The organism is Streptomyces sp. NPDC048278 (assembly GCF_040652195.1).
In the GTDB taxonomy this organism is placed as follows: Bacteria; Actinomycetota; Actinomycetes; order Streptomycetales; family Streptomycetaceae; genus Streptomyces.
Map to the genome: position 1 here is coordinate 105,622 of NZ_JBEZLP010000019.1, position 24,852 is coordinate 130,473.

General features: G+C 72.4%; 24 protein-coding genes. 13 read left to right on the plus strand and 11 right to left on the minus strand.

The annotated features are described in order from the left end of the window. The first annotated feature begins 52 nt into the window (after positions 1 to 52). Positions 53 to 1,234, plus strand: a complete 1,182-nt coding sequence (locus AB0D74_RS29450) for a CoA transferase (RefSeq protein ID WP_362593525.1) — start codon at positions 53 to 55, stop codon at positions 1,232 to 1,234. Positions 1,235 to 1,277: 43 nt separating this feature from the next. Here the strand turns inward: AB0D74_RS29450 and AB0D74_RS29455 are convergent, their stop codons facing one another. The 4 genes from AB0D74_RS29455 to AB0D74_RS29470 form a co-directional block, all read right to left on the minus strand. After that, positions 1,278 to 2,036, minus strand: coding sequence for an SDR family oxidoreductase (locus AB0D74_RS29455; protein ID WP_362593528.1), 759 nt, complete (start codon positions 2,034 to 2,036; stop codon positions 1,278 to 1,280). Then, a complete protein-coding gene (locus AB0D74_RS29460) occupies positions 2,033 to 2,563 on the minus strand; it encodes a nuclear transport factor 2 family protein (protein WP_362593531.1) in 531 nt (176 codons plus the stop codon). Before AB0D74_RS29460 ends, AB0D74_RS29455 begins: the two co-directional genes overlap by 4 nt. Continuing rightward, entirely contained in the window at positions 2,560 to 3,738 is a 1,179-nt protein-coding gene (locus AB0D74_RS29465) for an acyl-CoA dehydrogenase family protein (protein WP_362593534.1), read from the minus strand. The genes AB0D74_RS29460 and AB0D74_RS29465 overlap by 4 nt, the downstream gene beginning before the upstream one ends. A gap of 195 nt (positions 3,739 to 3,933) precedes the next feature. Further along, the gene (locus AB0D74_RS29470) at positions 3,934 to 5,052 is read right to left on the minus strand and encodes an acyl-CoA dehydrogenase family protein (protein WP_362593537.1); all 1,119 of its coding nucleotides are present in this window, start codon (positions 5,050 to 5,052) and stop codon (positions 3,934 to 3,936) included. Between the two features lie 69 nt (positions 5,053 to 5,121). Between AB0D74_RS29470 and AB0D74_RS29475 the strand changes: the two genes are divergently transcribed. Then, positions 5,122 to 5,943: an enoyl-CoA hydratase/isomerase family protein gene (locus AB0D74_RS29475; protein WP_362593540.1), complete on the plus strand. Its 822-nt coding sequence runs from the start codon at positions 5,122 to 5,124 to the stop codon at positions 5,941 to 5,943. Positions 5,944 to 6,016: 73 nt separating this feature from the next. After that, positions 6,017 to 6,523, plus strand: coding sequence for a MaoC/PaaZ C-terminal domain-containing protein (locus AB0D74_RS29480; protein ID WP_362593543.1), 507 nt, complete (start codon positions 6,017 to 6,019; stop codon positions 6,521 to 6,523). Here AB0D74_RS29480 and AB0D74_RS29485 read toward each other — a convergent pair. Beyond that, positions 6,511 to 7,938 carry a family 1 glycosylhydrolase gene (locus AB0D74_RS29485; protein ID WP_362593546.1) on the minus strand — a complete coding sequence of 476 codons (1,428 nt, stop codon included), beginning with the start codon at positions 7,936 to 7,938 and terminating at the stop codon, positions 6,511 to 6,513. The genes AB0D74_RS29480 and AB0D74_RS29485 overlap by 13 nt on opposite strands. A 154-nt stretch (positions 7,939 to 8,092) precedes the next feature. Beyond that, positions 8,093 to 8,959, minus strand: a complete 867-nt coding sequence (locus AB0D74_RS29490; protein ID WP_362593549.1) for a crotonase/enoyl-CoA hydratase family protein — start codon at positions 8,957 to 8,959, stop codon at positions 8,093 to 8,095. 95 nt (positions 8,960 to 9,054) lie between these two features. Between AB0D74_RS29490 and AB0D74_RS29495 the strand changes: the two genes are divergently transcribed. The 3 genes from AB0D74_RS29495 to AB0D74_RS29505 are packed head-to-tail and all read left to right on the plus strand — an operon-like array spanning position 9,055 to position 12,011. Next, a complete protein-coding gene (locus tag AB0D74_RS29495) occupies positions 9,055 to 9,831 on the plus strand; it encodes an enoyl-CoA hydratase/isomerase family protein (RefSeq protein WP_362593552.1) in 777 nt (258 codons plus the stop codon). Between the two features lie 21 nt (positions 9,832 to 9,852). Continuing rightward, positions 9,853 to 10,992: an acyl-CoA dehydrogenase family protein gene (locus AB0D74_RS29500; RefSeq protein ID WP_362593555.1), complete on the plus strand. Its 1,140-nt coding sequence runs from the start codon at positions 9,853 to 9,855 to the stop codon at positions 10,990 to 10,992. Continuing rightward, positions 10,989 to 12,011 carry an LLM class F420-dependent oxidoreductase gene (locus AB0D74_RS29505; RefSeq protein WP_362593558.1) on the plus strand — a complete coding sequence of 341 codons (1,023 nt, stop codon included), beginning with the start codon at positions 10,989 to 10,991 and terminating at the stop codon, positions 12,009 to 12,011. Before AB0D74_RS29500 ends, AB0D74_RS29505 begins: the two co-directional genes overlap by 4 nt. Positions 12,012 to 12,040: 29 nt before the next feature. Here AB0D74_RS29505 and AB0D74_RS29510 read toward each other — a convergent pair whose 3' ends face one another. The 5 genes from AB0D74_RS29510 to AB0D74_RS29530 all read right to left on the minus strand — a co-directional run bounded on the left by AB0D74_RS29510 (position 12,041) and on the right by AB0D74_RS29530 (position 17,233). Continuing rightward, entirely contained in the window at positions 12,041 to 12,790 is a 750-nt protein-coding gene (locus tag AB0D74_RS29510) for a FadR/GntR family transcriptional regulator (RefSeq protein WP_362593561.1), read from the minus strand. A 17-nt stretch (positions 12,791 to 12,807) separates the two neighbouring features. Beyond that, on the minus strand, positions 12,808 to 13,212 hold the full coding sequence (locus AB0D74_RS29515) for an OB-fold domain-containing protein (protein WP_362593564.1): 405 nt from the start codon (positions 13,210 to 13,212) through the stop codon (positions 12,808 to 12,810). Then, positions 13,209 to 14,366, minus strand: a complete 1,158-nt coding sequence (locus AB0D74_RS29520) for a thiolase family protein (protein ID WP_362593567.1) — start codon at positions 14,364 to 14,366, stop codon at positions 13,209 to 13,211. Before AB0D74_RS29520 ends, AB0D74_RS29515 begins: the two co-directional genes overlap by 4 nt. Further along, complete coding sequence (locus AB0D74_RS29525; protein ID WP_362593570.1) at positions 14,363 to 15,928, minus strand: AMP-binding protein; 1,566 nt, start codon at positions 15,926 to 15,928, stop codon at positions 14,363 to 14,365. Before AB0D74_RS29525 ends, AB0D74_RS29520 begins: the two co-directional genes overlap by 4 nt. Before the next feature lie 162 nt (positions 15,929 to 16,090). Then, a complete protein-coding gene (locus AB0D74_RS29530) occupies positions 16,091 to 17,233 on the minus strand; it encodes an acyl-CoA dehydrogenase family protein (RefSeq protein WP_362593573.1) in 1,143 nt (380 codons plus the stop codon). Between the two features lie 86 nt (positions 17,234 to 17,319). Here AB0D74_RS29530 and AB0D74_RS29535 point away from each other — a divergent pair, with 86 nt between their 5' ends. The 7 genes from AB0D74_RS29535 (at position 17,320) to AB0D74_RS29565 (ending at position 24,847) form a co-directional block, all read left to right on the plus strand. Beyond that, positions 17,320 to 18,075, plus strand: a complete 756-nt coding sequence (locus tag AB0D74_RS29535; RefSeq protein WP_362593576.1) for a glucose 1-dehydrogenase — start codon at positions 17,320 to 17,322, stop codon at positions 18,073 to 18,075. 10 nt (positions 18,076 to 18,085) lie between these two features. Continuing rightward, the gene (locus AB0D74_RS29540; protein WP_362593579.1) at positions 18,086 to 18,856 is read left to right on the plus strand and encodes an enoyl-CoA hydratase/isomerase family protein; all 771 of its coding nucleotides are present in this window, start codon (positions 18,086 to 18,088) and stop codon (positions 18,854 to 18,856) included. Positions 18,857 to 18,875: 19 nt separating this feature from the next. Further along, positions 18,876 to 20,042 carry a CoA transferase gene (locus tag AB0D74_RS29545; RefSeq protein WP_362593582.1) on the plus strand — a complete coding sequence of 389 codons (1,167 nt, stop codon included), beginning with the start codon at positions 18,876 to 18,878 and terminating at the stop codon, positions 20,040 to 20,042. 3 nt (positions 20,043 to 20,045) lie between these two features. Further along, the gene (locus tag AB0D74_RS29550; protein WP_362593585.1) at positions 20,046 to 20,957 is read left to right on the plus strand and encodes an SDR family NAD(P)-dependent oxidoreductase; all 912 of its coding nucleotides are present in this window, start codon (positions 20,046 to 20,048) and stop codon (positions 20,955 to 20,957) included. Then, positions 20,954 to 21,493, plus strand: coding sequence for a DoxX family protein (locus AB0D74_RS29555; RefSeq protein ID WP_362593588.1), 540 nt, complete (start codon positions 20,954 to 20,956; stop codon positions 21,491 to 21,493). The genes AB0D74_RS29550 and AB0D74_RS29555 overlap by 4 nt, the downstream gene beginning before the upstream one ends. Positions 21,494 to 21,510: 17 nt before the next feature. Then, entirely contained in the window at positions 21,511 to 22,668 is a 1,158-nt protein-coding gene (locus tag AB0D74_RS29560; protein WP_362593591.1) for an acyl-CoA dehydrogenase family protein, read from the plus strand. 127 nt (positions 22,669 to 22,795) lie between these two features. Further along, positions 22,796 to 24,847, plus strand: a complete 2,052-nt coding sequence (locus AB0D74_RS29565) for a protein kinase (RefSeq protein WP_362593593.1) — start codon at positions 22,796 to 22,798, stop codon at positions 24,845 to 24,847. The last annotated feature ends 5 nt before the right edge of the window (positions 24,848 to 24,852 follow it).

Below are 24,852 nucleotides of genomic sequence, written 5' to 3' on the forward strand. Positions count from 1 at the left end.
CCTGTATGTATTATTTATATAACTCATTCATCTGTGTCGAGGAGGCCCCGCGATGCCGTCGACCGCCCTGGCCGGAGTCCGCGTGCTCGACCTGTCCCGCATCCTCGCCGCGCCCCTCGCCACCCAGTTGCTCGCCGACCTGGGCGCCGAGGTCGTCAAGGTCGAGCGGCCCGGCACGGGCGACGACTCACGCACGTACGGGCCGCCGTTCGCCCCCGGGACGGACACCGCGGCCTTCTACCTCTCCTGCAACCGCAACAAGCGGTCGGTCACCGTCAACCACGCCACCGCCGAAGGGCAGGCGATCCTCCGCACGCTCGCGGCCCGCTCCGACGTCCTCGTGGAGAACTTCCGCGCCGGGACCCTCGCCAAGTACGGCCTCGACCACGAGAGTCTGCGCAAGATCAACCCGCGGCTGGTCTACCTGTCCGTCACCGGCTTCGGCCAGAGCGGGCCCTACGCCGAACGGCCCGGATACGACGGCATCTTCCAGGCCATGTCCGGCCTGATGAGCGTCTCCGGGCACCCCGAGGAGCCGATGAAGGTCGGCATCAGCATGGTCGACATCCTCACCGGGCTCTACGCCGCCATGGCGGTACTGGCCGCCCTGCGGCACCGGGACCTCACCGGGGAGGGCCAGTTCATCGACCTCTCCCTGCTGGACTGCGGGCTGGCCTCGCTGTCGCACTTCGCGATGAACTACCTGGTCTCCGGCGAGGTCCCGGAGCGGCGCGGCAACGGCGGCTACGGCGGGATCCCCTCCCAGGCGTTCATGTGCCGGGACAAGCCGCTGTTCCTCGTGGCGGGCAACGACAAGCAGTTCGCCGCGTTCTGCGCGGCGGCCGACCGCACCGACCTCCTCCAGGACCCCCGGTTCGCCACGACCTCCGCCCGGATCGCGCACCGCAAGGAGATCCTCCCGGTGCTCCAGGACATCCTGCGCACCCGCCCCCGCGACGAGTGGCTGGCCCTGCTCGACGCCCACGACGTCCCCGCGGGCCCCTACAACGAACTCCCCGAGGTCTTCGCCGACCCCCAGATCCGACACCGCGGCATGCTGACCGAGGCAGCGGGACTCCCCCTCCTCGCCAACCCGATCCGCCTCTCGGCGACCCCGGTGGAGGGCTACACCCCGCCGCCGGAGCTGGGCGAGCACACCGCGGAGGTGCTGGGCGAGCTGGCGGGGGTGACGGAGGGCCGGCTGAGGGAGCTGCGGGCGCGGGGCGTGGTGTGACCGTCGCCGCCGGCCCGCGGGCTCCCGTCGCCGGCCCGCGGGCTCATCCGAGCAGCGTGCGACCGCCCTCCAGCATCAGGGTGGCTCCGGTCAGGTAGGCCATGTCGTCGCTGACCAGTGCGGCCACGGCTCGGCCGATGTCCTGTTCGGGGTCGCCCATGCGGCCCAGCGGGATGCCGGCCAGTACGCGTTCGGCCTTGTCCGGGTGGGCGGCGAGGAAGTCCTCCGCCGCCGGGCTCAGGGCGGCCGGGCAGACGACGTTCACCCGGATTCCGTAGGGACCCCACTCCCGTGCGGCCACCCGGGTCAGGCCCCGGATCGCCTCCTTGGCCATCGCGTAGGCGGCGAAGGTCGCCTCGCCCTGCACCGCGGCGGAGGAGCCGAGGTTCACCACGCTGCCCCGGCCGGCCTTGAGGTGGGGCAGCGCAGCCTGCATGGCGTGGAAGGTGGCCAACGGGCCGCTACGGTAGGTCAGTTGCAGGTCGTCGTACGAGGTCTCGGCGAGGGGGCGTTGTACGGAACTCTGCGCGTTGTTGACGAGCACGTGCAGGCCCCCAAACTCCCGTACCGTCTCGGCCACCATGTGCTCGACGTCGTCGCGGTCGCCGACGTCCCCGACCACGGTGCGGACCCGCCCGCCGCGCTCGGCGATCTCCCGGGCGGTGTCCTTCAGGGTGGTCTCGGTGCGCCCGCTGATCACCACCGACGCGCCCTCCGCGGCCAGTGCCAGCGCGATGCCCCGGCCGACCCCCTGCCCGCCGCCGGTGACCAGCGCGATCCTGCCTGCCAGCCGTGCCATCATGTCTCCTTCCAGAAGGCCGTCCAGGAGGGGAAGGCCGTCGGCAGGGCCGGACGTCCGGCGCCCTGCCAGCCCTCGAAACCGACCGCCTGCGGGCGTTCGGTCACGTCCGCCGCGTACCAGTGCTGTTCGCGGCGCCGGGAGAAGTACCACTCGCCGTCCACGCGCGCGTAGTCGTCGAGGTAGCGGATGGCCATGACGATCCACCGCTCCCCCACCTCGTGCTCGGCCCGGCAGTACACGGACCCGGTGGCGGTGTGCCGGCCGGTGAACTCGACACGGTGGCCGCAGATCTGGTGGACCGAGCGGTGGAAGCCCCGGACCAGCGGCTCGATGTACGACCGCAGGGCGTCCCGTCCCCGGCCGTGGCGGCCCATGTCGACGTCCGGACGGAAGCAGCCCACCCAGGCGTCGAGGTCGCGTCCGTCCACGGCGAGGGCGTAGCGGACGGGGAGTTGCTGGATCGCGAGGTGGGACTCGATGCGGTCGAGGCGTTCGAGGGGGTCGAAGGGGTCGTCCGGGGTGCTCATGGGCGTGGTTCCTTCGGTAGACCTAGCACCTGTTCGCCGATGATGTTCCGCTGGATCTCGCTCGATCCGCCGTAGATCGTCTCCGCGAGGGAGAGCAGGAAGGAGCGCTGGCGCGCGTCCAGGCCGTAGTCCGCGCCGACGATCTGGCCCGCCGGACCGGCCAACTCCATGGCCAGGTGGCCGAGTTCCTGGTGGCGGGTGGAGGCGTAGAGCTTGGCGGTGGTGGCCTGGGCTCCCGGGGTGCGGCCCGCGACGAGTTCGGCGACGGTGCGCAGGTTGGTGGTGCGCATGATGCGGACCGAGATCCAGGCGTCCACGATGCGGCGGCGCAGCATGGGGTCGTCCAGTGCGCCCCGCTCCCGGGCCAGGCCGATCAGTGCCTCGGCCTCCCGCTCGAAGGTGAGCTGCTGGGGCAGCAGGGTGGCGCCGCGCTCGATGCCGAGTGTGGCCATGGCGGTGCGCCAGCCCTGGCCGACCTCGCCGACGACCATGTCCGCGCCGGTGCGTGCGCCGGACAGGAACACCTCGGCGAACTCCTCCTGGCCTGCCAGGTTGCGGATGGGCCGGATCTCCACGCCCGGCTGGTCGGCCGGGACGAGCAGCATGGTCAGGCCCTTGTGGCGACGGGAGTCCGGGTCGGTGCGGGTGAGGACGTACAGCCAGTCGGCGTGCACGCCGAAGGACGTCCACACCTTCTGCCCGTCGACCACCCACTCCGCGCCGTCGCGCTCGGCCCGGGTGCGCACGGACGCCAGGTCGGAACCCGCGCCGGGTTCGCTGAAGCCCTGGCCCCACAGTTCCTCCACCGCGAGGATCGGCGGCAGGAAGCGTTTCTTCTGGTCCTCGGTGCCGGCCTGGAGCAGCATCGGGCCGAGCAGGTCGAGGGCGTTGCCGGTGGCCCGGTAGGGGGCGTCGGCGCGCGCGTACTCGTACTCGAAGACGATCTCCTCGAGGAGGCCGAGTCCCCGGCCGCCGTACTCCCGCGGCCAGCCGACGCCCAGCCAGTCGCCGGCGGACAGCTCGCGGTCCCAGGCGAGCCGGACCTCCCAGGCCGCGCCGTCCACGGGGCCGCCCACGCCCCGGTGTGCGGCGAACTCCCCCACGAGGTGGTCCGCCAGCCAGTCCCGCAGTTCGTCGCGGAAGTCGCGCACGGCGGGCCCGAAGTCCATCTCCATGCCAGCTCCTTTGCAGGTGATCGGATGCCAGTGATCAGGTGCCGGCCATCAGGTGCCGGTGATCGGGGGCCTGTGGTCGGATGCAGGGGTCGGATGCAGGGGTCGGATGCAGGGGTCGGATGCAGGGGTCGGATGCAGGGGTCGGATGCAGGGGTCGGATGCAGGGGTCGGATGCCAAGGGTCGGATGGCGGTGCTCAGATGCCGAGGCGGGTGGCGAGCAGTTCCCGGTGGTAGGACGGTGGGCCGAGCAGCGTCTCGGAGCTCTTGGCCCGCTTGAAGTACAGGTGGGCGGGGTGCTCCCAGGTGAAGCCGATGCCGCCGTGGATCTGGATCGCGTCACCGGCGACCCGGGTGAACGCCTCCGAGCAGAAGGACTGGGCCAGGGCCGCCGAGACGGCGGTCCCGGTCTCGTCCCCGGCGTCCAGCGCCCACAGTCCGGCGTAGCAGGCCGAGCGGGCCGCCTCGATCTCCACGAGCATGTCGGCGCACTTGTGCTTGATCCCCTGAAAGGTTCCGATGGGCCGCCCGTACTGCTCGCGGATCTTCGCGTAGGCCACGGCCGAGTCCAGCGCGGCGGCGGCTCCCCCGACCTGTTCGGCGGCCAGCAGTACGGAGGCGGTGGCGAGGGTGCGCTCCAGGACCGGCCACGCGGTGCCCTCGGCGCCGAGCAGCCGGGCGGGAGTACCGGCGAACTCCACGCGGGCCTGTTTGCGGGTCTCGTCGAGGGTGGCCAGGGGGGTGCGGGTCAGGCCCGGCGCGCCCGCGTCGACGGCGAAGAGGCTGATCCCGCCGGGGGTGCGGGCGACGACCAGCAGCAGGTCGGCGACGTGGCCGTCGGGGACGTAGGTCTTCGTCCCGGTCAGCCGCCAGCCGGTGGTGGTCTCCTGGGCGGTGAGGCGGATGCCGGGCGCGTCCCAGCGGCCGGTGTCCTCGGTGAGCGCCAGCGTGGCCACGGTGTCGCCGGTGGCGACGCCGGGCAGCAGGTCGCGCCGGGCCCGTTCGTCGGGGCAGCGCAGGAGTGCCTCGGCGGCGAGGGCGACGGTGGCGTACAGGGGTGCGCAGAGCAGCGCGCGGCCCGCTTCCTCGAAGACGACGCCCAGTTCGACGTAGCCGAAGCCGGAGCCGCCGTACTCCTCGGGGACGGCGAGGCCCTGCACGCCGAGTTCGCCGGCCAGCCGTCGCCAGACGGCCGGGTCGTGGCCGCGCGGGTCGGCGGCGAGCTGGCGCACGGCCGCCTCGTCGGAGTGCCTGGCCAGGAACGAGCGGACGACCGTGCGCAGTTCGTTCTGTTCGTCGCTGAAGGTGAGATCCATGCTTGTCGCGCACCTCTCGATACAGTTAGATAATTATAGTATCCGCACTGATTGCACCAGGAGGGTGACGTGACCGATCCCTACGCGCCGTTCACGGCTCTGACCTTCGAGCGGCCCGCGCCCGGCGTGCTGCGTGTCGTGCTCGACGCTCCGCCGGTCAACGCCGTGGACCCGCGGATGCACGGTGAACTCGCCGACGTCTGGCGGGTGATCGACCGCGACGAGCAGACCCGCGCGGTGCTGGTCCAGGGGGCGGGCCGGGCCTTCTCGGCCGGCGGGACCTTCGACTCCATCGAGGCGATGACCGAGGACTACGCGGTGCGGGCCCGGGTGATGCGGGAGGCCCGGGAGATGGTGTACGGGGTGATCAACTGCTCCAAGCCGGTGGTCTCCGCGATCCACGGTCCGGCCGTCGGCGCGGGCCTGGTCGTCGGCATGCTGGCGGACGTCTCCGTCGCCGCCCGCAGCGCGAAGATCGTCGACGGGCACACCCGCCTCGGGGTCGCGGCCGGGGACCACGCCGCGATCTGCTGGCCGCTGCTGTGCGGGATGGCCAAGGCCAAGTACTACCTGCTGACCTGCGAGACCCTCACCGGCGAGGAGGCCGAGCGGATCGGCCTGGTCTCGAAGTGCGTGGCCGACGAGGACGTGCACGCCGAGGGCCTGCGGGTGGCGACCGCCCTCGCTGCCGGTCCGGCCGGTGCCATCAGCTGGACCAAGCGGTCCCTCAACCACTGGTACCGCACGGCTCAGCCGATCTTCGAAGCGTCTCTCGGCCTGGAGTTCTTCGGGTTCGGCGGGCACGAGGTGGTCGAGGGGCTGGCCGCCCACCGCGAGAAGCGCGCCCCGGACTTCGAGGGCGTGGCCGCCAAGCACCCGCTCGATCTGTGACCCCGCCCGCCGCCCCGCGTATCGCCTAGCGCCTATCGCCTATCGCCTACCGCGCATGGAGAGGAATCCCGGTATGACACCGCAACGTGCTGAAGTCGCGCCCCTGGTCCGTGGGCTGACGTACGAGGAGATGCCCGTGGGGCAGGTCTTCCGGACCGCCCGGCGTACCGTCACCGAGACCGACCTGGTCAACTTCGTCACCTGGGGCGGCTTCACCGAGCCGTTGTTCTGGGACGCCTCGCACGCCGCGGACGGCGGCTACACCGGGCGCCTGGTCCCCGGGGCGCTCACCTACTGCCTCGCCGAGGGACTCGTGCTCCAGACGAACGTGCTGCACGGCACGGGGCTGGCCTTCCTGCACATGGAGCTGGACGTGCTGGGCCCGGTGTACGTCGGCGACACGCTGTACGCCGTCGTGGAGACCACCGCCTGCCGCCCGTCGGCCAAGCCCGGCCGGGGCGTGGTGACCAGCCGCGTCAGCGTCCGCAACCAGCGCGACGAGGAGGTGCTCGTCTACACGCCGGTGCGGCTGATCCGGGGGAAGGAGTACGAGGCCTCCTACGGGGCTCAGAGCGGCTGAGGCCGGGAGGGGGCCGGCACCAGGGTCAGCCCGGGTGACCGGCCGGGTGTCCGGCCGGTTTCGGGGACCTGGTGCGCGCCGCCGCCTCCGAAGGCTTCGCCGTGCACCCAGTCGGACGGCATCTCGGGGCACGGGGGCCGCTCGTGGTCCGGGACCGCCATCGCGTACAGGCGGGTGTAGCGGAACTTGGCCTCCACGTTGTCCAGCACCGACCAGTACTCGTAGCCGCACACGTCCACGCCCTGGGCGACGACTCCGGCGAGCCAGGTCAGCCGGGCACGGAGCAGGGCGCGGCGGCGGGCGTCGTCGGCGTGCCCGGTCTCGTCGACCAGGTCGAGGTCGCCCATGCCGTTGTCGACGACCGCCAGCGGTGGCAGCAGGTCGCCGTAGAGGTCGTGGAGTCCGGCGACGGCATCGGCGAGCCCCTCCGGGAGGATGGGCCAGCCGTACGCGGTCGTCTCGACGTCGTCGAAGGGGATGACCGCGAAACCGAGGCCCATCAGCAGGCTGTTCACCTCGTTCAGCGGGCCCAGGCACTTTCCGGCGGGCAGGGCGCGCGGCAGGTTCTCCGGAGCGGTGACGCGGAAGGGCGTGTGCCAGGACAGGCCGAGGACGTCCTGCACGGTGGCGATGGTCTCCAGGTCGCCGGGGTGGACACAGCCGGTGGCCTCGACGGGGGCGACGTCGTCCTCGGTCACCATGTGCTCGCCGAGCAGCAGCGGGTCGAGGAAGAGGCGGTTGGCCCAGTTCTCCAGCCGGGCCAGGGCGATCCGGTCGAAAGGGTCGTCGGTGGCCGCGTAGCCACCGGCGAGGGTGACCGTCGTACCGATCCTGCCGTGCGCTCCGGCCGCGCGCAGCGCCTGCGTCGCCAGTCCGCTGCCGAGCAGAAGGTGGTGCACGGAGCGCAGTCCCGCCCGGCCGATGGCGCGGTTCGGCGGGTACAGTCCGGCCACGTGGTCGGCGAGCGTGGGGCTCGCGAGGTCGGTGGAGGTGATCCAGCCGTCCACCCGGTCGCCGAAGCGGCGCCCCATCTCGGCCGCGTAGGCGGCGAAGTGCTGGGCGGTGTCCCTGGCGAGCCAGCCGCCGGCCTCCTCCAGCCAGGGTGGCAGTGTCAGGTGCAGCAGGGTGAGACGGGGCCGCAGGCCTCGCGCGAGCAGGCTGTCGAGGGCCCGGTCGCAGTGGTCCAAGGCGTCCCGGTCCCAGGTGCCGGGGCCGTCGGGCTGAAGCAGCGGCCAGCCGGCGACCAGCCGGTGGGTGCCCGGGGCGGCGCCGACCAGTCGGTGGATGTCGTCGGTCCACCGCCCGAAGTGCCCGCCCCGTTCCGGCTCGGGCGGCGGCGGGGCCGCGAGGATGTCGGCGGTGGCGACGCCCCAGTCGACACCGCGCAAGGACTCGTGCAGCAGACCACCGCTCATCGTGACCGTCCAAGCGATGAATGGTTTAACGCATTCAGCTGAATGCCCGCCGTCCGGACGCTAACACCTCGCGCGAGGCACGACAATGTTTCGGCCGGATTTCGTCTTGCCGCGAGGAGGGCGGCGGCCCGCCCGGGACACGGCCCGGCCCGATCTACTCTCCGAGCGGACGGAACTCCTCGTCCCGCCACCACGGATAGACGGGCGGCAGGTCCGTGCTCACCCGGCCCGGGAACTGCGGCGGACGCTTGGCGAGGAACGACTCCACGCCCTCCCTCGGGTCGGGGCCGCCGCCGATCTGGCTCATGATCCGCGAGTCGAGCCGGTGGGCGGCCATCGGATGCGGCTCACCGAGCATCCGCCACATCATCTGCCGGGACAGCGCGACCGAGACCGGCGCCGTGTTCTCGGCGATCTCCCGCGCCAGCGCGTACGCCGCGGGCAGCAGTTCCTCGGGCGGGTGCACGGAGCGGACCAGCCCGGCTGCCAGTGCCTCGTCGGGGCCGAAGAGCCGTCCGGTGGCCACCCACTCCATGGCCCGCTGCATGCCCACCGCACGCGGCAGGAACCAGCTCGCGGCGGATTCCGGCACGATGCCGCGCCGGGCGAAGACGAAGCCGAACTTCGCCGTCGTCGAGGCCAGTCGGATGTCCATGGGCAGGGTCATGCTGGCTCCGACCCCGGCGGCCGGCCCGTTGACCGCAGCGATGACCGGCTTGGTGCTGGCGAAGATCCGCAGCGCGACCCGGCCTCCGCTGTCCCGGTGCCGGGCGCCGGCCTTGCGGTGGTCGAAGGAGGAGCCTCCGGTACTGACGTCGGCGCCCGCGCAGAACCCCCGGCCGGCGCCGGTCACGACGATCACGCGGACGTCGTCGTCGGTGTCGGCCGCGTCGAGGACGTCGAGCAGGTCCTGCATCATCCGCGGGTTGAAGGCGTTGAGCTTCTCGGGCCGGTCGAGGGTGACGGTGAGGATCCGGTCCGCCACCTCGGCCCGTACGGTCTCGTACCGCTGCTGCACCATGCGCGTCCTCCGCCTCCCACCGACCGGTTCTCATTGAGCTTAATTAGTTATAGCATTCAACTCTACTTACTCGTTAGTGATCTGCGGCGGTGGAGATGACGGAGCTGACCGATCTGCTGGTGACGGCCGTCGGGCCGGTCCGGCTGGTGGAGCTGAACCGGCCCGAGCAGCTGAACGCCATGAGCGAGGAACTGCACACCGGGCTCGCCGGTCTGTGGGACCGCCTGGCGGCCGACCCCGAAGCGCGGGCCGTCGTGGTCACCGGGCGCGGGCGGGCGTTCAGCGCCGGAGGCAACTTCGGGATCATGACCCGGGTCCAGCGCGACGCCGCCTTCCGGGAACAGCAGGTCGAGGAGGCACGCCGGATCATCACCGGCATGATCCGCTGCCCGCTGCCGGTGATCGCGGCCGTCAACGGCCCTGCCGTGGGCCTCGGTTGCAGCCTGGCCCTGCTGAGCGACCTGGTGCTGGTCGCCGACGACGCCTATCTCGCCGACCCGCACGTGCAGGTGGGGCTGGTGGCGGGCGACGGCGGTGCGTTCGTGCTGCCGGCGCTGGTCGGCGCGGTCCGGGCGAAGGAGCTGCTGTTCCTCGGCGAGCGGATGAGCGCCGAGGACGCGGTCAGGCTGGGCATCGCCAACCGTGCCGTGCCGAAGGACAAGCTCCGGGACGAGGCCATGGACCTGGCCGGACGACTGGCCGCGCTCCCCGCGCAGGCGCTGCGCGAGACCAAGCGGGCGGTGAACCGGCATCTGGAGCAGGCGCTGGACACCGTGATGGAGCCTGCCCTGCTCGCGGAGCGGGACTCCATGCACGCGCCGGACCACATCGCCGCCGTCGAGCGGATCATCGCCGCGCGCGGTCGTCGCTGAACCGGAGAGGAGGACACGGCCATGGACTTCGCGTTCAGCGCGGAGCAGGAGGAACTGCGGCGCACCGTACGGGCGTTCCTCGCGGACACCTCGCCCGAGTCCGAGGTACGACGCCTCATGGAGACGCCCGAGGGCTTCGACCGGGACCTGTGGCGCCGGATGGGCGGCGAACTGGGGCTGCAAGGGCTGGCCATCCCCGAGGAGTACGGCGGCGCCGGCTGCGGTCCCATCGAAGTGGGCGCCGTACTGGAGGAGACGGGCCGTGCCCTGCTCTGCGCGCCGTACCTGTCCTCGACCGTGCTGGCCACCACCACGCTGCTGCGCTCGGCCGACGAGGAGGCCCGCAAGCGCCTGCTGCCGGGCCTGGCCTCGGGCGAACTGGTCGCGACGCTGGCCCTGACCGAGGACTCCGCCCGCTGGGACGCGGCCGGGGTCGCGCTCACCGCCCGGCAGTGCGACGGGAGTTGGCGGCTGACCGGGCACAAGACGTTCGTACTCGACGGCGCCGCCGCCGACATCGTGCTCACCGTGGCCCGGACCGCCGACGACGGCATCGGGGTGTTCGTGGTGGACGGCGACGCGGCCGGGCTCACCCGGGAAGCGCTGCCCACGATGGACCCGACCCGCCGCCAGGCACGCCTGGACTACCACGAGGTACCGGCCGAGCGGCTGCGCACCCACGGCGACGGCTGGGACCTGGTCGCCGAGGTGCTCGACCGGGCCGCGGTGGCACTCGCCGCCGAGCAGGTCGGGGTGGCCTCCCGCGCCCTCGACATGGCGGTGGAGTACGCCAAGGTGCGGCACCAGTTCGGGCGGCCGATCGGCTCCTTCCAGGCCGTGAAGCACCTGCTGGCCGACGTGCTCCTGGAGGTGGAGTCGGCGCGTGCCGCCGCGCACTTCGCACTGCTCGCGGCCGAACAGGACGACCCGCGGCTGCCGGCCGTGGCAAGCCTCGCCAAGGCCTTCTGCTCGGATGCCTGCCTCCAGGCGACGGGCCAGAACATCCAGGTGCACGGCGGCATCGGCTTCACCTGGGAACACCCCGCCCACCTTTATCTCAAGCGGGCGAAGACATCACAGCTGCTGTTCGGCGACCCCGCGTACCACCGCGAACTGCTGGCACAGCGCATCGGCATGGACGCGGTCGAAGGAGCGGTATGAAGGTCGACGGCAAGCTCAACGTGTGGAGCACCGCAGAAGTGGTCGAGGAGGCCCGGCACCACGAGAAGACCGGCTACGACGGCCTGTGGGCGTCCGAGTCCAAGCACGATCCCTTCCTGCCCCTGCTGCTGGCCGCCGAGCACACCGACCGGCTGGAGGTCGGCACGGCCATCGCGGTGGCGTTCGCCCGCTCCCCCATGCAACTCGCCTACACAGCACACGACTTGCAGAGCTACTCCGGCGGCCGTTTCGTCCTCGGCCTGGGCAGTCAGATCAAGCCGCACATCGAGCGCCGGTTCGCCATGCCGTGGAGCCGGCCCGCGGCCCGGATGCGGGAGTACGTGAGCGCGCTGCGCGCCATCTGGGCCGCCTGGAACGAGGACGAACGGCTCGACTTCCGGGGCGACTTCTACACGCACACGCTGATGTCCCCGTTCTTCTCTCCGCCGCCCGCCGTTGGTGGTGCGCCGAAGGTGTTCGTGGCCGCCGTCGGCGAGGCGATGACCCGGGTGGCGGGCGAGGTGGCGGACGGGCTGCTCGCGCACGGCTTCACCACCGAGCGCTACCTGCGCGAGGTGACCCTCCCCACCATCGAGGCAGGCCTGGCGAAGTCGGGCCGTAACCGGGCCGACTTCGCCGTCTCCCACCTGCTGCTGACCGCCACCGGGCGGACGGAGGAGGAGATGGCCCGCGCGGTGGCGGGCACCCGGCAGCAGATCGCCTTCTACGGCAGCACCCCCGCCTACCGCGGCGTCCTCGCACTGCACGGCTGGGGCGAACTCGGCGACGAACTGCACGCGTTGTCCACGTCCCGGCGCGAGGACAAGTGGGAGGCGATGACCGCTCTCGTCGACGACGAGGTCCTCGCCACCTTCGCCGTGGTGACGGAGCCGGACCGGGTGGCGGGCGAGATCCGCAGGCGGTACGGGGCCCTGGTCGACCGGGTGTCCTTCTACACCGCCTACGAGATCGACGCCGAGGTGTGGGAACCGATCGTGCGGGAGCTGCGCACCCCCTGACGGCGGCGCGCGACATCCACGAAAACGGGTCAGCCGAGCAGGTCCAGGACCGTCGTCATGGACCTGCTCTGCAGCAGGTAGTCCTCGGCCTCCTGGAGATGGACCCGCCACAGTTCCTCCGCGGCCTCGGACCGGTGGGCGGCCACCAGGTCGACGAGCGCGACATGGGCACGGAAGCCGCGGCGGTTGGCGCGGATGTTCTCGGGGCTGCCGGCGTCGAGGTCGACATGGGACCAGTTGGCCTGGTCGATGATGTGCCGGACCATGCCGTTGAGAACGCCGAGGGTCTCGTTGCCGGCGAGTTCGACGACGAGGGCGTGGAACTCCATGTGGGCCCGGATGAACGCCGAGGGATCGTCCATGAGCCCCTCGGCCTCGGCCACCGCGGCCCGCAGCCGTTCGAGGTCATCGTCCGTGCGCCGCTCGGCGAGCAGGCCGGCGCACGGCGCCTCGATCACCGTACGGGCGTCGTAGACGTCCTTGAGGGTCGTGCCCCGGTATTCGAGGACCACCCCGGCGTACCGGGCCGCCACCGTGCCCTCCGGGATCTGGACCCGTGCCCCGCCCCGGGCGCCCCTGCGCACGTTGATCAGGGACTCCGACTCCAGCACCCGGAACGCCTCGCGCAGCGTCGGCCGGGACACGGCGAACTGCTCCATGAGTGCGGTCTCGGACGGCAGCGACTCGCCTTCGGTCAGCTCACCGCGGACGATCATCCGGCGCAGCCGGGCGGCCACCAGCTCGGCCATCTTGGGCACCCGCACCGGTGTGTGCGTCACTCTGCCCACCTCCACTCTCAGTGAGTGTGCTCCGGCACGAAGTACGGCAGGGTGATGCCGTCCGTGAGCGGCCGGAAGTCCACGCGTACGCGCATGCCGATGGCGACGGCGTCCGGGGCGCCGGCGTCGACGTGGGACAGCAGGGTGCCGCCCTCGTCCAGGTCGATCACGGCGAGCGCGAAGGGGGTGTCGAAGCCGGGGCCGGGCGCGCGGTGCACCACGGTCACGGAGTAGACCGTGCCCCGGCCGGCGCTCGGCGTGTACCGCCAGTCCCGGGACAGGCAGCCGGGGCAGGCGGGTTCGGGGGCGAAGAAGCGCAGGCCGCAGGCCGGGCAGTGCGGGATCACCAGTTCGCCGCGCCGGGCGGCGGCCCAGAAGGGCTCGGACAGGGCGGTGGGCACGGGCACCGGACGGCCGGTCATCGCAGCCTCCCCAGGACGCTCATCTCGTAGTGCTGGGCGCCCGAACCGGCGTTGCCGACGACCGCGAGTTCGGCGCCGTCGACCTGGTGCACGGCGGTGCCGCGCAACTGCCGTACGGCTTCGACGACTTTGAGGGTCATCTGCTGGGTTCCGTTCCACGCGTAGGCGAGGCAGCCGCCGTCCGGGTTGACCGGGTGCTTGCCGCCGACGGCGAGGGCACCGGAGGCGGCCAGCGGACCGCCCTCGCCCTCGGCGCAGAGGCCGAGGATCTCCAACTGTCGGATGATCTCGAAGGAGTTGGGGTCGTAGAGGGAGAACACGTCGACGTCGTGCGGGCCGATGCCGGCCATGGCGTAGGCGCGGGCGGCGGCGTCCCGGCCGAGCTGTCCGACCTCGCGGTGCAGCGCGGGGTTGGCGTAGGCGGCCTGGTGGTACTCCATCGCGCCGCCGAGGACGGCGACGGGCGGCCTCGGGAGGTCCCGGGCGCGTTCGGCGGTGGTGACCACGAGCGCGGCGCCGCCCTCCCCCACGATGCAGCAGTCGAGGAGGTGGAAGGGCGTGGCGACCATGCGGGAGGCGAGCACGTCGTCGGCGGTGTAGGGGCCGCGCCCGTACATCATCGCCTCGGGGTTGGCGGTCCCGTTGTTGCGGATGGTCGCGGCGACCTCGGCGAGCTGGCGGGAGGTGGTGCCGTACTCGTGCATGTGCCGGGCGGCCACCAGCGCGAACTGGGCGACGACATAGCTGCCCCAGACGTCCGCGAACTCCAGCGGCACCCCGGCGCCGACCGGACCGGTCCCGCGCGAGACCAGCTTGCAGCCGCCGACCACGACGGTGTCGGCGTATCCGGCGCGGATCGCCGCCGCGGCCTTCAGCAGGCCGCGCGAACCGGCGTTGTCCAGCATCGAGTCACTGGTCCAGCGCAGGTCGCGGCCGAGCAGGCGGGCCCAGGAGCTGCCCTCGCCGGGTACGCCGCCGGGGCCGGGCCAGTCGACCTGGGCGCCGTCGACGTCGGCCGGGGTGAGCCCGGCGTCCGCGATCGCGCCGGTGACCGCTTCGAGGGCGAGGTCCATGGCGTCGCGGTGCGGCAGCGACAGCGCCTGCTCGGTGGCGTGGACACCGACGACGACGGGCCGCCGGTCGGTCGCGGTCACCGTCCCGCGCCGAGCTGCTCGCCGCCGGGGTAGCCGCCTCCGCCGAAGCGCTCGTCGAGGGCGTTGTAGTCCTTGGCGTAGTCCTTGGTGCGCGGCAGCGTATCGACGAACTCCACCGTCTTGGGCTTCTTGTACGAGGCGATGCGCGCCCGGCAGTGCTCGATCAGGTCCTCGGCGGTGACCGGGTCCGCGTCCGGGTGGAGGACGACGACGGCCTTGACGTCCTGCGCCCAGCGCTCGTTGGGGACGCCGATGACGGCCGCCTCCCTGACCGCCGGGTGCGCCTCGACGCAGTTCTCCACCTCGGCCGGGAAGATGTTCTCGGCGGCCGACTTGAGCATCCGGGTCGTGGTGCCGAGGAAGCTGATCGTGCCGTCGGCCTCGCGCCGGCCCAGGTCGGTGGTGTGCCACCAGCCGAACCGGAACCGCTGTTCGTTGGTCTCGGGGCGGTTCCAGTAGCCGAGGTGCACGAGGTCGCCGCGGACGCAGATCTCGCCGACCTCGCACTCCTGGCCAGCCGAGTCGAGCACGCGGACGGCGGTGAAGGGGCCGGGGCGGCCCGCGTTGCCGAGGCCGCTGTCGCCGTACGCGCCGGTCACGGCGAAGCCGGTCACCTCGGTCTGCCCGTAGCCGCGGCCCTCGCCGCCGCCGTTGCGGGTGAAGCGGCTGGTGTCGGTGGGCACGGTGTCCTGCCACAGCGGGGCGGCGACGCTCGCCCGCAGGTGGGACAGGTCGTGGCCGGCCTCGCGGTTCAGCTCGACGAGCTGCGCGATGGTCGGGGGCATGAGGTAGGCGTGGGTGCACCGCTCCGCCGCCAGCAGCGGGAGCAGTTCCTCGGCGACGACGCGGCGCACGATGACGTTCTTGCCGCCGTGCACGAAGGCCGGGATGCCCCAGAACTGGTAGTTGCCGATGTGGAACATCGGGCCCGCGCCGAGGAAGGCGGTCTCCCGGCCGATGTCGCCCATCCAGGCAGCGCTCACGCCCATGGCCAGCAGGTTGCGGTGCGAGAGCATGGAGCCGGACTGGCGTCCGCTGATCGCCGCGGTGTAGATGACGAGGAGCGCGGAGTCGGGGTCGACGTCGCAGGCCGGGTCCTCGGGCGCGCCGACGGCGAGGAACGACTCGTAGCTGCCGGGTCCCTCGGCGTCGTGCCGCAGCCACAACGCCCGGTTGCTGTCGCCGAGTTCGGCCCGCGCCTTGCCGACCGTGTCGCCGATCTCCGCGTCCTGCCAGACGACGACCCGGGGGTCGAAGTCCTCGATGGCGAAAGCCATCTCGGGGGCGGCCCAGCGCCAGTAGCCGGGACAGACCATGGCGCCGATCTTGGCGGCGGCGCCGAGCAGCTCCCAGATGCGGAAGGAGTTCTGCCCCAGCCACAGGATCCGGTCGCCGGGTCCGACCCCGGCATCCGTCAGGGCGTGGGCGAGGCGGTTGGTGCGCTCGTCCAGTTGCGGCCAGGTGAGCCGGACTTCGCCGTCCACCAGGGCGACTTGGTCCGGGTAGGACCGCCGGTGCTCGCGGATGAGGTCGCCGAACGTCAGGCGGCGGGCGGAATCCATCTGAAATCGCTCCTGTGCGGTGTCGTCAGACTCGGGCTGTTCCGGGTGCGGTTGTACGTCGACCGTGACCACGGGTGCCTCCTCGCGCGCCTCGACCATCGACCTCCACGTGACTAAATAGCTAACCTATTCAGCGAAGACAGTCAATAAAGAGAGCCCCAATCACAGACCCAGCGAGCGGCCCACGATCTCCTGCATGATCTCCGAGGTGCCGCCGAACACCCGCTGGACCCGGCTGTCCCGCCAGATGCGGGCGATCTCGTACTCGTTGACGTAGCCGTAGCCGCCGAACAGCTGCATGCAGCGGTCGATGACCTCCCAGCAGGTCTCCGTGGTCCAGTACTTGGCCGCGGCGGCCTCGTCGGCGGTCAGCTCGCCGCGCACCAGCGCCATCGTGCAGCCGTCGACGTAGACCCGGGCGGCGGAGAGCCGGGCCCTGATGTCCGCGAGCGCGAACCGGTTGGCCTGGAACTGCCCGATCGGCCGGCCGAAGGCAGTGCGGTCCTTGGCGTACTCCAGAGTGACGTCGAAGGCACGTTCGGCCGAGGCCAGCGCGGAGACGGCGATGGCGAGCCGCTCGGTGGGAAGGTTGCCCATCATGTGGTAGAAACCGCGCCCCTCCTCCCCGATGAGATTCCCGGCCGGGACCCGGACCTCGTGGAAGAAGAGCTCGGCGGTGTCCTGGGCCTTCATGCCGACCTTGTCCAGCTTGCGGCCCCGCTCGAAGCCCTCCGCGCCGCGCTCGACGACGATCAGGCTGATGCCCTTGTGGCCGGCGGCCGGATCGGTCTTGCAGGCGACGACGACCAGGTCGGCCAGGATGCCGTTGGTGATGAAGGTCTTGGAGCCGTCTATCACCCACTCGCCGCCGTCCCGGCGGGCGGTGGTACGGATGCCCTTGAGGTCGGATCCGGCGGCCGGTTCCGAGAGGGCGAGCGCACAGACGGTCTCGCCGCTGGTCACTCCGGGGAGCCAGCGGGCCTTCTGCTCCGGGGTGGTCAGCCGCATGAGGTACGGCGGGATGACGTCGTTCTGCAGCCCCAGCCCGATGCCGACCGAGCCGGTGGCCGCCATCTCCTCGGCCATGATGGCGTTGTACCGGAAGTCCCGGATCCCCTGCCCGCCGTACTCCTCCGGGAACTCCCAGCCGACGAGCCCGGCCTTGCCCGCGGCGGTCCAGGCGGCCCGGCTCACCTGTCCGTCCCGTTCCCACTGTTCGGCGAACGGGGCGCATTCCCGCAGGTAGTAGGAGCGGGCCGTGTCCCGGAACTGGTCGTGCTCCTCGGTGAAGATCTCTCGGCGCATTCTCGGCTCCCCACTCAGACATCTCGCTTATTCAGCTGAAGTAGTTATACGATAGCGCTGATTCCGATCCAGGCCAGGGAGGGCGCGTGAGCGTACGGGACAAGGTGGCGCTCGTGACCGGGGCGGGCCGCGGCATCGGCGAGGCGGTCGCCGACGCGCTGGCCGCGCACGGAGCCGCGGTCGCCGTCTGCGACGTGGACGCGGAGGCCGCCGCCAAGATCGCCGCCTCCCTCGCCGAACGGCACGGCGTCCGCACCACGGGAGTCGGCGCGGACATCTCCGACAGCGCGGCCGTGCGGACGGCCGTCGAGCAGGTGACCGCCGCGCTCGGACCGGTGGACGTGCTGGTCAACAACGCGGCCGTCGACGTCATCGGCCGCTTCGTCGACAGCGACGAGGAGACCTGGGACCGGCTCATCGCCGTCAACCTGCGCGGCACGATCACGGTGACCCGGGCCGTCCTCGACCCGATGATCGAGCGCGGCGGCGGCCGGATCGTCCACATCGCCTCGGACGCCGGCCGGGTCGGCTCCTCCGGCGAGGTGGTGTACTCCGCGACCAAGGGCGGCGTGATCGCCTTCGGCAAGGCCCTCGCCCGCGAGGTCGCCCGGCACGGCATCACCGTCAACTGCGTCTGCCCCGGCCCCACCGACACCGCGCTGCTCGGCCAGGTCGCCGAGTACAGCCAGAGGATGTACGACGCGACCGTGCGGGCGATCCCGCTGCGCCGGGTCGCCCGGCCGGACGAGATCGCCGGTGTGGTCGCCTTCCTCGCCTCCGACGACGCCGCCTACATGACCGGGCAGACGCTCTCGGTCAGCGGCGGCCTGACGATGGTGTGAGGTGAGGGACGTGCTGCGCGTCGAAGTACGCGACCGGGTGGCCGTGTTCACCCTGGACCGGCCGGAGCGCCTCAACGCCGTCGGTACCGAGACCGTCGGGCTGCTGCGGGACGCGCTGGCCCGGGTGCGCGAGGACGACGACGTACGGGCCCTGGTGCTGACCGGTGCGGGCCGGGCCTTCTCGGCCGGTGCCGACCTGGGCGAGATCGAGTCGTTCACCACTCCCTGGCAGTTCCGGGCCTTCGTGGGGCGGCTGACGGAGACGTACGCGCTGCTGGCGGAGTTCCCCAAGCCGTCGGTGGCGGCGATCCACGGGTTCGCGTTCGGCGGCGGACTGGAACTCGCGCTCGCCTGCGACCTGCGGGTGGCGGAGCGCGGGACCCGTCTGGGGCTGCCGGAGATGAAGCTCGGCGTGCTGCCGGGCGCGGGCGGCACCCAGCGGCTGCCGCGGCTGCTGCCGCCGGCGATCGCCAAGCAGATGATCCTCACCGGCGAACCCCTCGACGCCGAACGGGCCCACGCACTCGGCCTGCTCAACGAGCTGACCGAGCCGGGCGGGGCGCTCAAGGCCGCCGAGGCGCTGGCGGCCCGGCTCGCCGCCGGAGCCCCTCTCGCACTCGCCGCGGGGAAGCGCCTGATCGACCACGGCCTCGGCATGGACCTGACGGCGGCCGTCGCCTACGAGCAGGAGACCGTCTCGGTGCTGTTCGCCACCGAGGACCGTGCCGAGGGGCTACGGGCCTTCCGCGACCGGCGTCCCGGGGAGTTCCGCGGTGTCTGACCGACCAGGGAGGTGGGCCGTGCGGCCACTGGAGGGCTTTTCCGTCGTCGAGCTCGGCATGTGGGTGGCGGCTCCGGCAGCCGCCACCATGCTGGCGGACTGGGGCGCGGACGTGATCAAGGTGGAGGCGCCGGCCGGTGACCCCAACCGGTACACGCTGCGCCACGTCGGCCAGGACATCGACAGCGCTCCCCCGTTCGAGACGGACAACCGGGGCAAGCGCAGCGTGGTGCTCGACCTCAGGTCCGAGGACGGCAAGGCCGCCCTTGAGCAACTGCTCGCCCGCGCCGACGTGTTCGTCACCAACCTCCGCCCGGGCGCCCTGGAGCGGCTCGGCCTCGGCCCCGACGAGATCCGCGCACGTCACCCCCGTCTCGTCGTCGGCACGCTGACGGGGTACGGCTGGACCGGCGCCGAGCGCGACCGGGCCGGGTACGACGTCTCCGCCTTCTGGGCCCGGCCCGGCATCGCCGCCATGCTCAACCCGGCCGGCGAGCCTCCGCCGGGCATCCGCCCCGGTCTCGGCGACCGGACCGCCGCCGCCAACCTGGTGGCCGGTGTCCTGGCCGCGTTGCTGCGCCGGGCGCGCACCGGCGAGGGCGGCGTGGTGGACGTGTCGCTGCTGCGCTCCGGGGCGTACGCCAACGGCAACGACCTGGCGCTCCAGAACTTCTTCGGCAAGCGCGGCCGGACCCGGCCCCGCACCGAGCACGAGTCCCCGCTCTACAACTGCTACCGGACCGCCGACGACCGCTGGTTCTGGCTGGTGGGCCTGGAGGGCAACCGGCACTGGCCCGGGGTGGTCAAGGCGCTCGGCCGGGAGGACCTGGCGCAGGACGAGCGGTTCGCCACCGGCAAGGCCCGGCGCGGCCACGTACGCGAGCTGATCGCCGTCTTCGACGAGGAGTTCGCGAAGCTGCCGCTGGCGGAGTGGGCGGAGCGGTTCGACGCCGAAGAGGTGTGGTGGGCGCCCGTGCAGACCCTCGCCGAGGTGGCGGCCGACCCGCAGGCCGAAGCGGTCGGGGCGTTCGTGGAGCAGCCCGGCATGGGCGACGCACCGCCGCTGCGGACCGTGGCCACGCCCGTCGCCTTCTGGGGCGTGGACGACAAACCGCGCGCCGGCGCACCGGCGCTGGGCGAGCACACCGACGAAGTACTGGACGAGCTGGGCGGAACAGGGAGGTAGGGCGTGGGCATCCTGGACGACAAGGTCGCCGTCGTGACCGGCGGGGGCCGGGGTCTTGGCCGGGCGCACTGTCTGGCGCTGGCCGGGGCCGGGGCCACCGTGGTGGTCAACGACCTCGGCTCCGGCATCCACGGCGAGCGGACCGGAGACTCCCCCGCCGACGAGGTCGTCGCCGAGATCACCAAGCTCGGCGGCCGGGCCGTCGCCAACCATGCCTCGGTCACCGACTGGGGGGCGACCGAGGCCATGGTTGCGGACACCGTCGCCGAGTTCGGGCGGCTGGACGTCGTCGTGAACAACGCCGGGATCGTGCGTGACCGGATGCTGTTCTCGATGACCGAGGCCGAGTTCGACGCGGTGATCGCGGTGCATCTGAAGGGCACGTTCGCGCTGACCCGGCACGCCTGCGCGTACTGGCGGGAGGCCGCCAAGCGGGGCGAGCCGGTCACCGGCCGTGTCATCAACACCACCTCCGGCACAGGCCTGTTCGGCAACCAGGGCCAGTCCAACTACGGCGCCGCGAAGGCGGGCATCGCCGGGCTCACGATCCTCACCGCGCTGGAGATGCGCCGCTACGGCGTCACCGCGAACGCCATCTCGCCCATCGCGGCCACCCGGATGACGGAAGGCCTGGAAGTCGGCGCCGGCCTGCAGGCCACCGAGGGATTCGACCCGCGCGACCCGGCCAACGCCTCCGGTGTCGTCGTCTACCTCGCCTCCGACGCCGCGTCCTGGCTGACCGGGCAGGTGCTGCGCATCGAGGGCAACCGGCTCAACCGGCTGGAGGGCTGGACGGTCTCCGGCGTGTACCCGAGCCGCTCCGGCGAGGCCCTCACTCCCGAGGAACTCATCGACGCCGTACCGCGGTTGTACGGCGCGGCGCCCGCCGGCCGGGCCACCGGGGTCGGTCAGTGAAGGCTCAGGACGCCGCCGCCCTGGCCCTGCGCGCGGCCCTCGGCCCGATGCTCGTCGCGCACGGCTGGAACAAGGTCGCCGGGCCGGGCGGGCTGAAAGGCACGACGGGCTGGTTCGAGGCGCTGGGGCTGCGGCCCGCCGCCGTGCACGCCCGGATGGCGGCGGGCACGGAGCTGGCCGCGGGGGTGGGCATCACGCTGGGCGTGGCCAACCCGCTCCCCGCCGCGGCGGCCGTCGGCCTGATGACCGTGGCGGCCCGCACCGACCACCGCGGCAAGGGCTTCTTCGTCTTCAAGGGCGGCTGGGAGTACGTCGGCGTGGTGGGCGGCGCGACCGTGGCACTGGCCGCGCTCGGCAACGGACGGTACTCGGTGGACGGCCTGACGGGACGTCAACGCCGGGGATCCGGGTGCGCGTTGCTCGCCGCGGGGCTGGGCATGGCGAGCGCGGCGGCACTGCTCGCGGCCTGCTACCGACCTGACGAGCAGCCGCACGACGAGAAGCCGCACGAAGCGCCGCACGACACAGACAAGTAGCAAGCGAGGGAGGCGACATGGACGCGGAGGACTTCACCGCGGTGCTGTCGGAGGTCCGGCGGTTCGTCCGGGAACGCGTCGTGCCGCTGGAGGCGGAGATCGACGAGAAGGACGAGATGCCGGGGGACATCCGGGAGTCGGCGAAGAAGATGGGGCTCTTCGGCTTCGCCCTGCCGGAGGAGTACGGCGGCCTCGGGCTGTCGATGTACGAGGAGGCCCAGCTGATGTTCGAGCTGGGCTACACCACCCCGTCGCTGCGCTCGATGTTCGGCACCAACAACGGCATCGCCGGGCACGTCCTGATGGTCGGCGGCACCGCGGAGCAGAAGACCGAGTGGCTGCCGAAGATCGCCTCCGGCGAGGTGCTGGCCTCCTTCGCCCTCACCGAGCCGGACGCCGGGTCGGACCCGTCGACGCTGACCACCCGGGCGCACCTGGACGGCGACGCGTGGGTGATCAACGGGGCCAAGCGGTACATCACCAATGCCCCGCTCGCCGACGTCTTCATGGTCTTCGCCCGCACCGACCCGGATGCTCCGCGCACCCGGGGCATCTCCACCTTCCTGGTCCCGGCCGGCACCCCGGGCCTGACGGTGGCGCCCCGGGACCACAAGATGGGCCAGTTCGGCGCCTGGACGGCGGACGTGTACTTCGACGACGTGCGGGTGCCGGCCGAGGCCCTCGTCGGCGGCGAGGCCGGCCTGAACCGGGGCTTCAGCACGGCGATGGGCTGCATCGCGCACGGACGCGTGCACATCTCGGCCCTGTGCGTCGGCATGGCCGAGCGGCTCGTCGACGAGTCGGTGGAGTACGCCCGTACCCGCAGGCAGTCCGGGAAGCCGATCGGCTCCTTCCAGCTGGTCCAGGGGCTCATCGCCGACTCGATGACCGACTACTACGCCGGCCGCGCCACCGTCCTGGAGGCCGCCCGCGGCTTCGACGCCGGCACGGACACCAAGATCGGCCCGTCCTGCACGAAGTACTTCGCCAGCGAGATGGTGTGGCGCGTCGCCGACCGGGCGGTGCAGATCCACGGCGGTGCGGGCTATATGCGCGGGGTCGCCGTCGAGCGCTTCTACCGGGACGCCCGGCTCTTCCGGATCTACGAGGGCACCAGCCAGATCCAGCAGGTGATCATCGCGCGGGCACTGCTGGGCGACGCGACGCGCGGTTGACGCGACACGAGGTTGAATCGAACACCAACTCGCCTTTTTTTCAAGGAGTTTGCGATAACCTCCGGGGCACCGACACTCGTCGCGCACGCCTCATCCGTCACGCGGAAACCCGGAACTGAACCTTCCCATGTCTGCTCCACATCTCGACCGGTCGCACGCGCGCGCCTACGCCGCCCTCGGCCTGGAAGCACCGCCCCCGGTCCCGCTCCGCACCGGCGATCCCGTCCGGGTGGGGCCCTACGCCCTCGTGTCGGTCCTCGGCAGCGGCGGGATGGGCCGGGTCTACCTGGGCCGCGACACGCAGGGCGGGCCGGGCCCGGCCGCCGTCAAGGTGATCCGCCCCGAGTACGCGGAGGACCCGAAGTTCCGCAGGCGCTTCGAGCGGGAGGTCGGCGCGCTGGGCCGGGTCCGGGGAGCGCACACCGTACGGCTGATGGGCAGCGGGCACGAGGGGGACCTGCTGTGGGTGGCGACCGAGTACATACCGGGGCCCACCCTGGAGGAGGCCGTCGACGGGCGCGGCCCGCTCGACGCGGCAGCGGGCTGGCGGCTCATGGCGGACCTGGGCCGGGCGGTCGAAGCCATCTGGCGGGCGGGGATCGTGCACCGCGACCTCAAGCCGTCCAACGTGATCCTCGCCGCGGACGGCGCCCGGGTCATCGACTTCGGCATCGCCCACGCCGCCGACGCCACCTCCATCACCACGACCGGGCAGCACGTGGGCACGGTCGCCTTCATGTCGCCGGAGCAGGTGCGCGGCCACGAGGTGACCGCCGCGTCCGACGTCTTCACCCTGGCGTCCACGCTGACGTACGCGCTCACCGGTGCGGCGCCGTTCGGTGAGGGCACCGGCGTCGACGTGCTGCACCGGGTGGCCTTCGACCCGCCGCGCGAGGAGCTGCTCGCCAAGGTGGCGGACCTCGACCCGGACCTCGCCGCGTACCTGCGGCAATGCCTGTACAAGGACCCCGAGTCACGTCCGGCACCGGACGCGGTGTTCCGGACGGCGATCGGACACCAGTTGGCGGCGCCCCCGGACGACGGCGAACGAGGAACCCCCCGGCCCGCGCCGTCCGGCCTCCCGGGTGGACCCGCCCGGCGGCCCGCCGCCTTCGCCCGGCTGTCCGGGCCCGACGCGTCCGGGCCCGCGAGCGGGGCCGCAGCGGGGGACCCCGTCACCGCCGCGCCCGGCACCGGACTCCCCCGCAGCCGCCGGGGCCGGGACATCGTGCTGGCCGCCGCCGTGGCCGCGCTGGTCACCGGAGGCCTCACCATGGCGCTGCTGGACCGGGGCGGCGACTCCCCTGCGTCCGCCGCGCCGGCATCGCCGTCCGTGACGACGTTGTCGGACAGTCCGCGCGCCGACTCCGGCCTCGAACCGAGTACGGTGTCCGCCACGCCCCGGGCCTCGGCATCCCGCTCCGCCGCCGTCTCCGCCACCACCGCCGCCCCGGACTCCGCCGCGGCCGAGACGCACGATCCCAGGACGCTCGACATCCGCTCCGCCGCCTGCCGGTCCGCTCTCGCCCCCGGAGCGCACGGAGAGTGTGTCGCCGCCCTCCAGTACCTCCTCGGCGGATACGGCTACCTGGTGCCGGTCGACGGCGACTTCGAGGCACGGACGCTCGCCGCCCTGAAGGTCTTCCAGACGTCGGCCGGACTCGCGGCCGACGGCAGCGTCGGCTCGGAGACCAAGGAGATGCTGTACAGCAGGCCGCGCGGCGCCGTGCGCAGCGGCACGCTGACGGTGACCGAGACCGTCAACGGCGTCGCGACCGCGCGCTGCCTGGACGCCGACACCGGTACGGCGACCCTGAGGCAGCAGACCGTACAGATCTGGGAGTGCACCGGCGCGCCCCACCAGACGTGGGCGCTGTACCCGCTGCCGGGCCGGGACGGACAGTACGTCGCCGTCAACCGGAGCACGCACCGCTGCCTGGAGGCGGATGCCGCCGGTGTCGGCCAGAACGGCCACGGCATCCACAGCACCGCCTGCGACGGGCTCGCCGTGCAGCGGTGGAGCCTGGGCAGCTCGGGAGTCCCCGGCGCCCAGGCCCTGGTGAGCGTGCCGGACGGCTTCTGTCTGGACGCGGAGGCCGCCACCTCGGGCCAGGACGGCCAGCGTGTCCAGGCGTGGAGCTGCGCCGGCAACGGCAACCAGGCCTGGCACTGGGGCTGACGGCC

Excerpts from the sequence above, each read along its gene's own strand:
- AB0D74_RS29450 (WP_362593525.1), top strand. The coding sequence starts at position 53 with ATGCCGTCGACCGCCCTGGCCGGAGTCCGCGTGCTCGACCTGTCCCGC.
- AB0D74_RS29455 (WP_362593528.1), bottom strand. The coding sequence starts at position 2,036 with ATGATGGCACGGCTGGCAGGCAGGATCGCGCTGGTCACCGGCGGCGGG.
- AB0D74_RS29460 (WP_362593531.1), bottom strand. The coding sequence starts at position 2,563 with ATGAGCACCCCGGACGACCCCTTCGACCCCCTCGAACGCCTCGACCGC.
- AB0D74_RS29465 (WP_362593534.1), bottom strand. The coding sequence starts at position 3,738 with ATGGAGATGGACTTCGGGCCCGCCGTGCGCGACTTCCGCGACGAACTG.
- AB0D74_RS29470 (WP_362593537.1), bottom strand. The coding sequence starts at position 5,052 with ATGGATCTCACCTTCAGCGACGAACAGAACGAACTGCGCACGGTCGTC.
- AB0D74_RS29480 (WP_362593543.1), top strand. The coding sequence starts at position 6,017 with ATGACACCGCAACGTGCTGAAGTCGCGCCCCTGGTCCGTGGGCTGACG.
- AB0D74_RS29485 (WP_362593546.1), bottom strand. The coding sequence starts at position 7,938 with ATGAGCGGTGGTCTGCTGCACGAGTCCTTGCGCGGTGTCGACTGGGGC.
- AB0D74_RS29490 (WP_362593549.1), bottom strand. The coding sequence starts at position 8,959 with ATGGTGCAGCAGCGGTACGAGACCGTACGGGCCGAGGTGGCGGACCGG.
- AB0D74_RS29495 (WP_362593552.1), top strand. The coding sequence starts at position 9,055 with ATGACGGAGCTGACCGATCTGCTGGTGACGGCCGTCGGGCCGGTCCGG.
- AB0D74_RS29500 (WP_362593555.1), top strand. The coding sequence starts at position 9,853 with ATGGACTTCGCGTTCAGCGCGGAGCAGGAGGAACTGCGGCGCACCGTA.
- AB0D74_RS29505 (WP_362593558.1), top strand. The coding sequence starts at position 10,989 with ATGAAGGTCGACGGCAAGCTCAACGTGTGGAGCACCGCAGAAGTGGTC.
- AB0D74_RS29515 (WP_362593564.1), bottom strand. The coding sequence starts at position 13,212 with ATGACCGGCCGTCCGGTGCCCGTGCCCACCGCCCTGTCCGAGCCCTTC.
- AB0D74_RS29525 (WP_362593570.1), bottom strand. The coding sequence starts at position 15,928 with ATGGATTCCGCCCGCCGCCTGACGTTCGGCGACCTCATCCGCGAGCAC.
- AB0D74_RS29530 (WP_362593573.1), bottom strand. The coding sequence starts at position 17,233 with ATGCGCCGAGAGATCTTCACCGAGGAGCACGACCAGTTCCGGGACACG.
- AB0D74_RS29560 (WP_362593591.1), top strand. The coding sequence starts at position 21,511 with ATGGACGCGGAGGACTTCACCGCGGTGCTGTCGGAGGTCCGGCGGTTC.
- AB0D74_RS29565 (WP_362593593.1), top strand. The coding sequence starts at position 22,796 with ATGTCTGCTCCACATCTCGACCGGTCGCACGCGCGCGCCTACGCCGCC.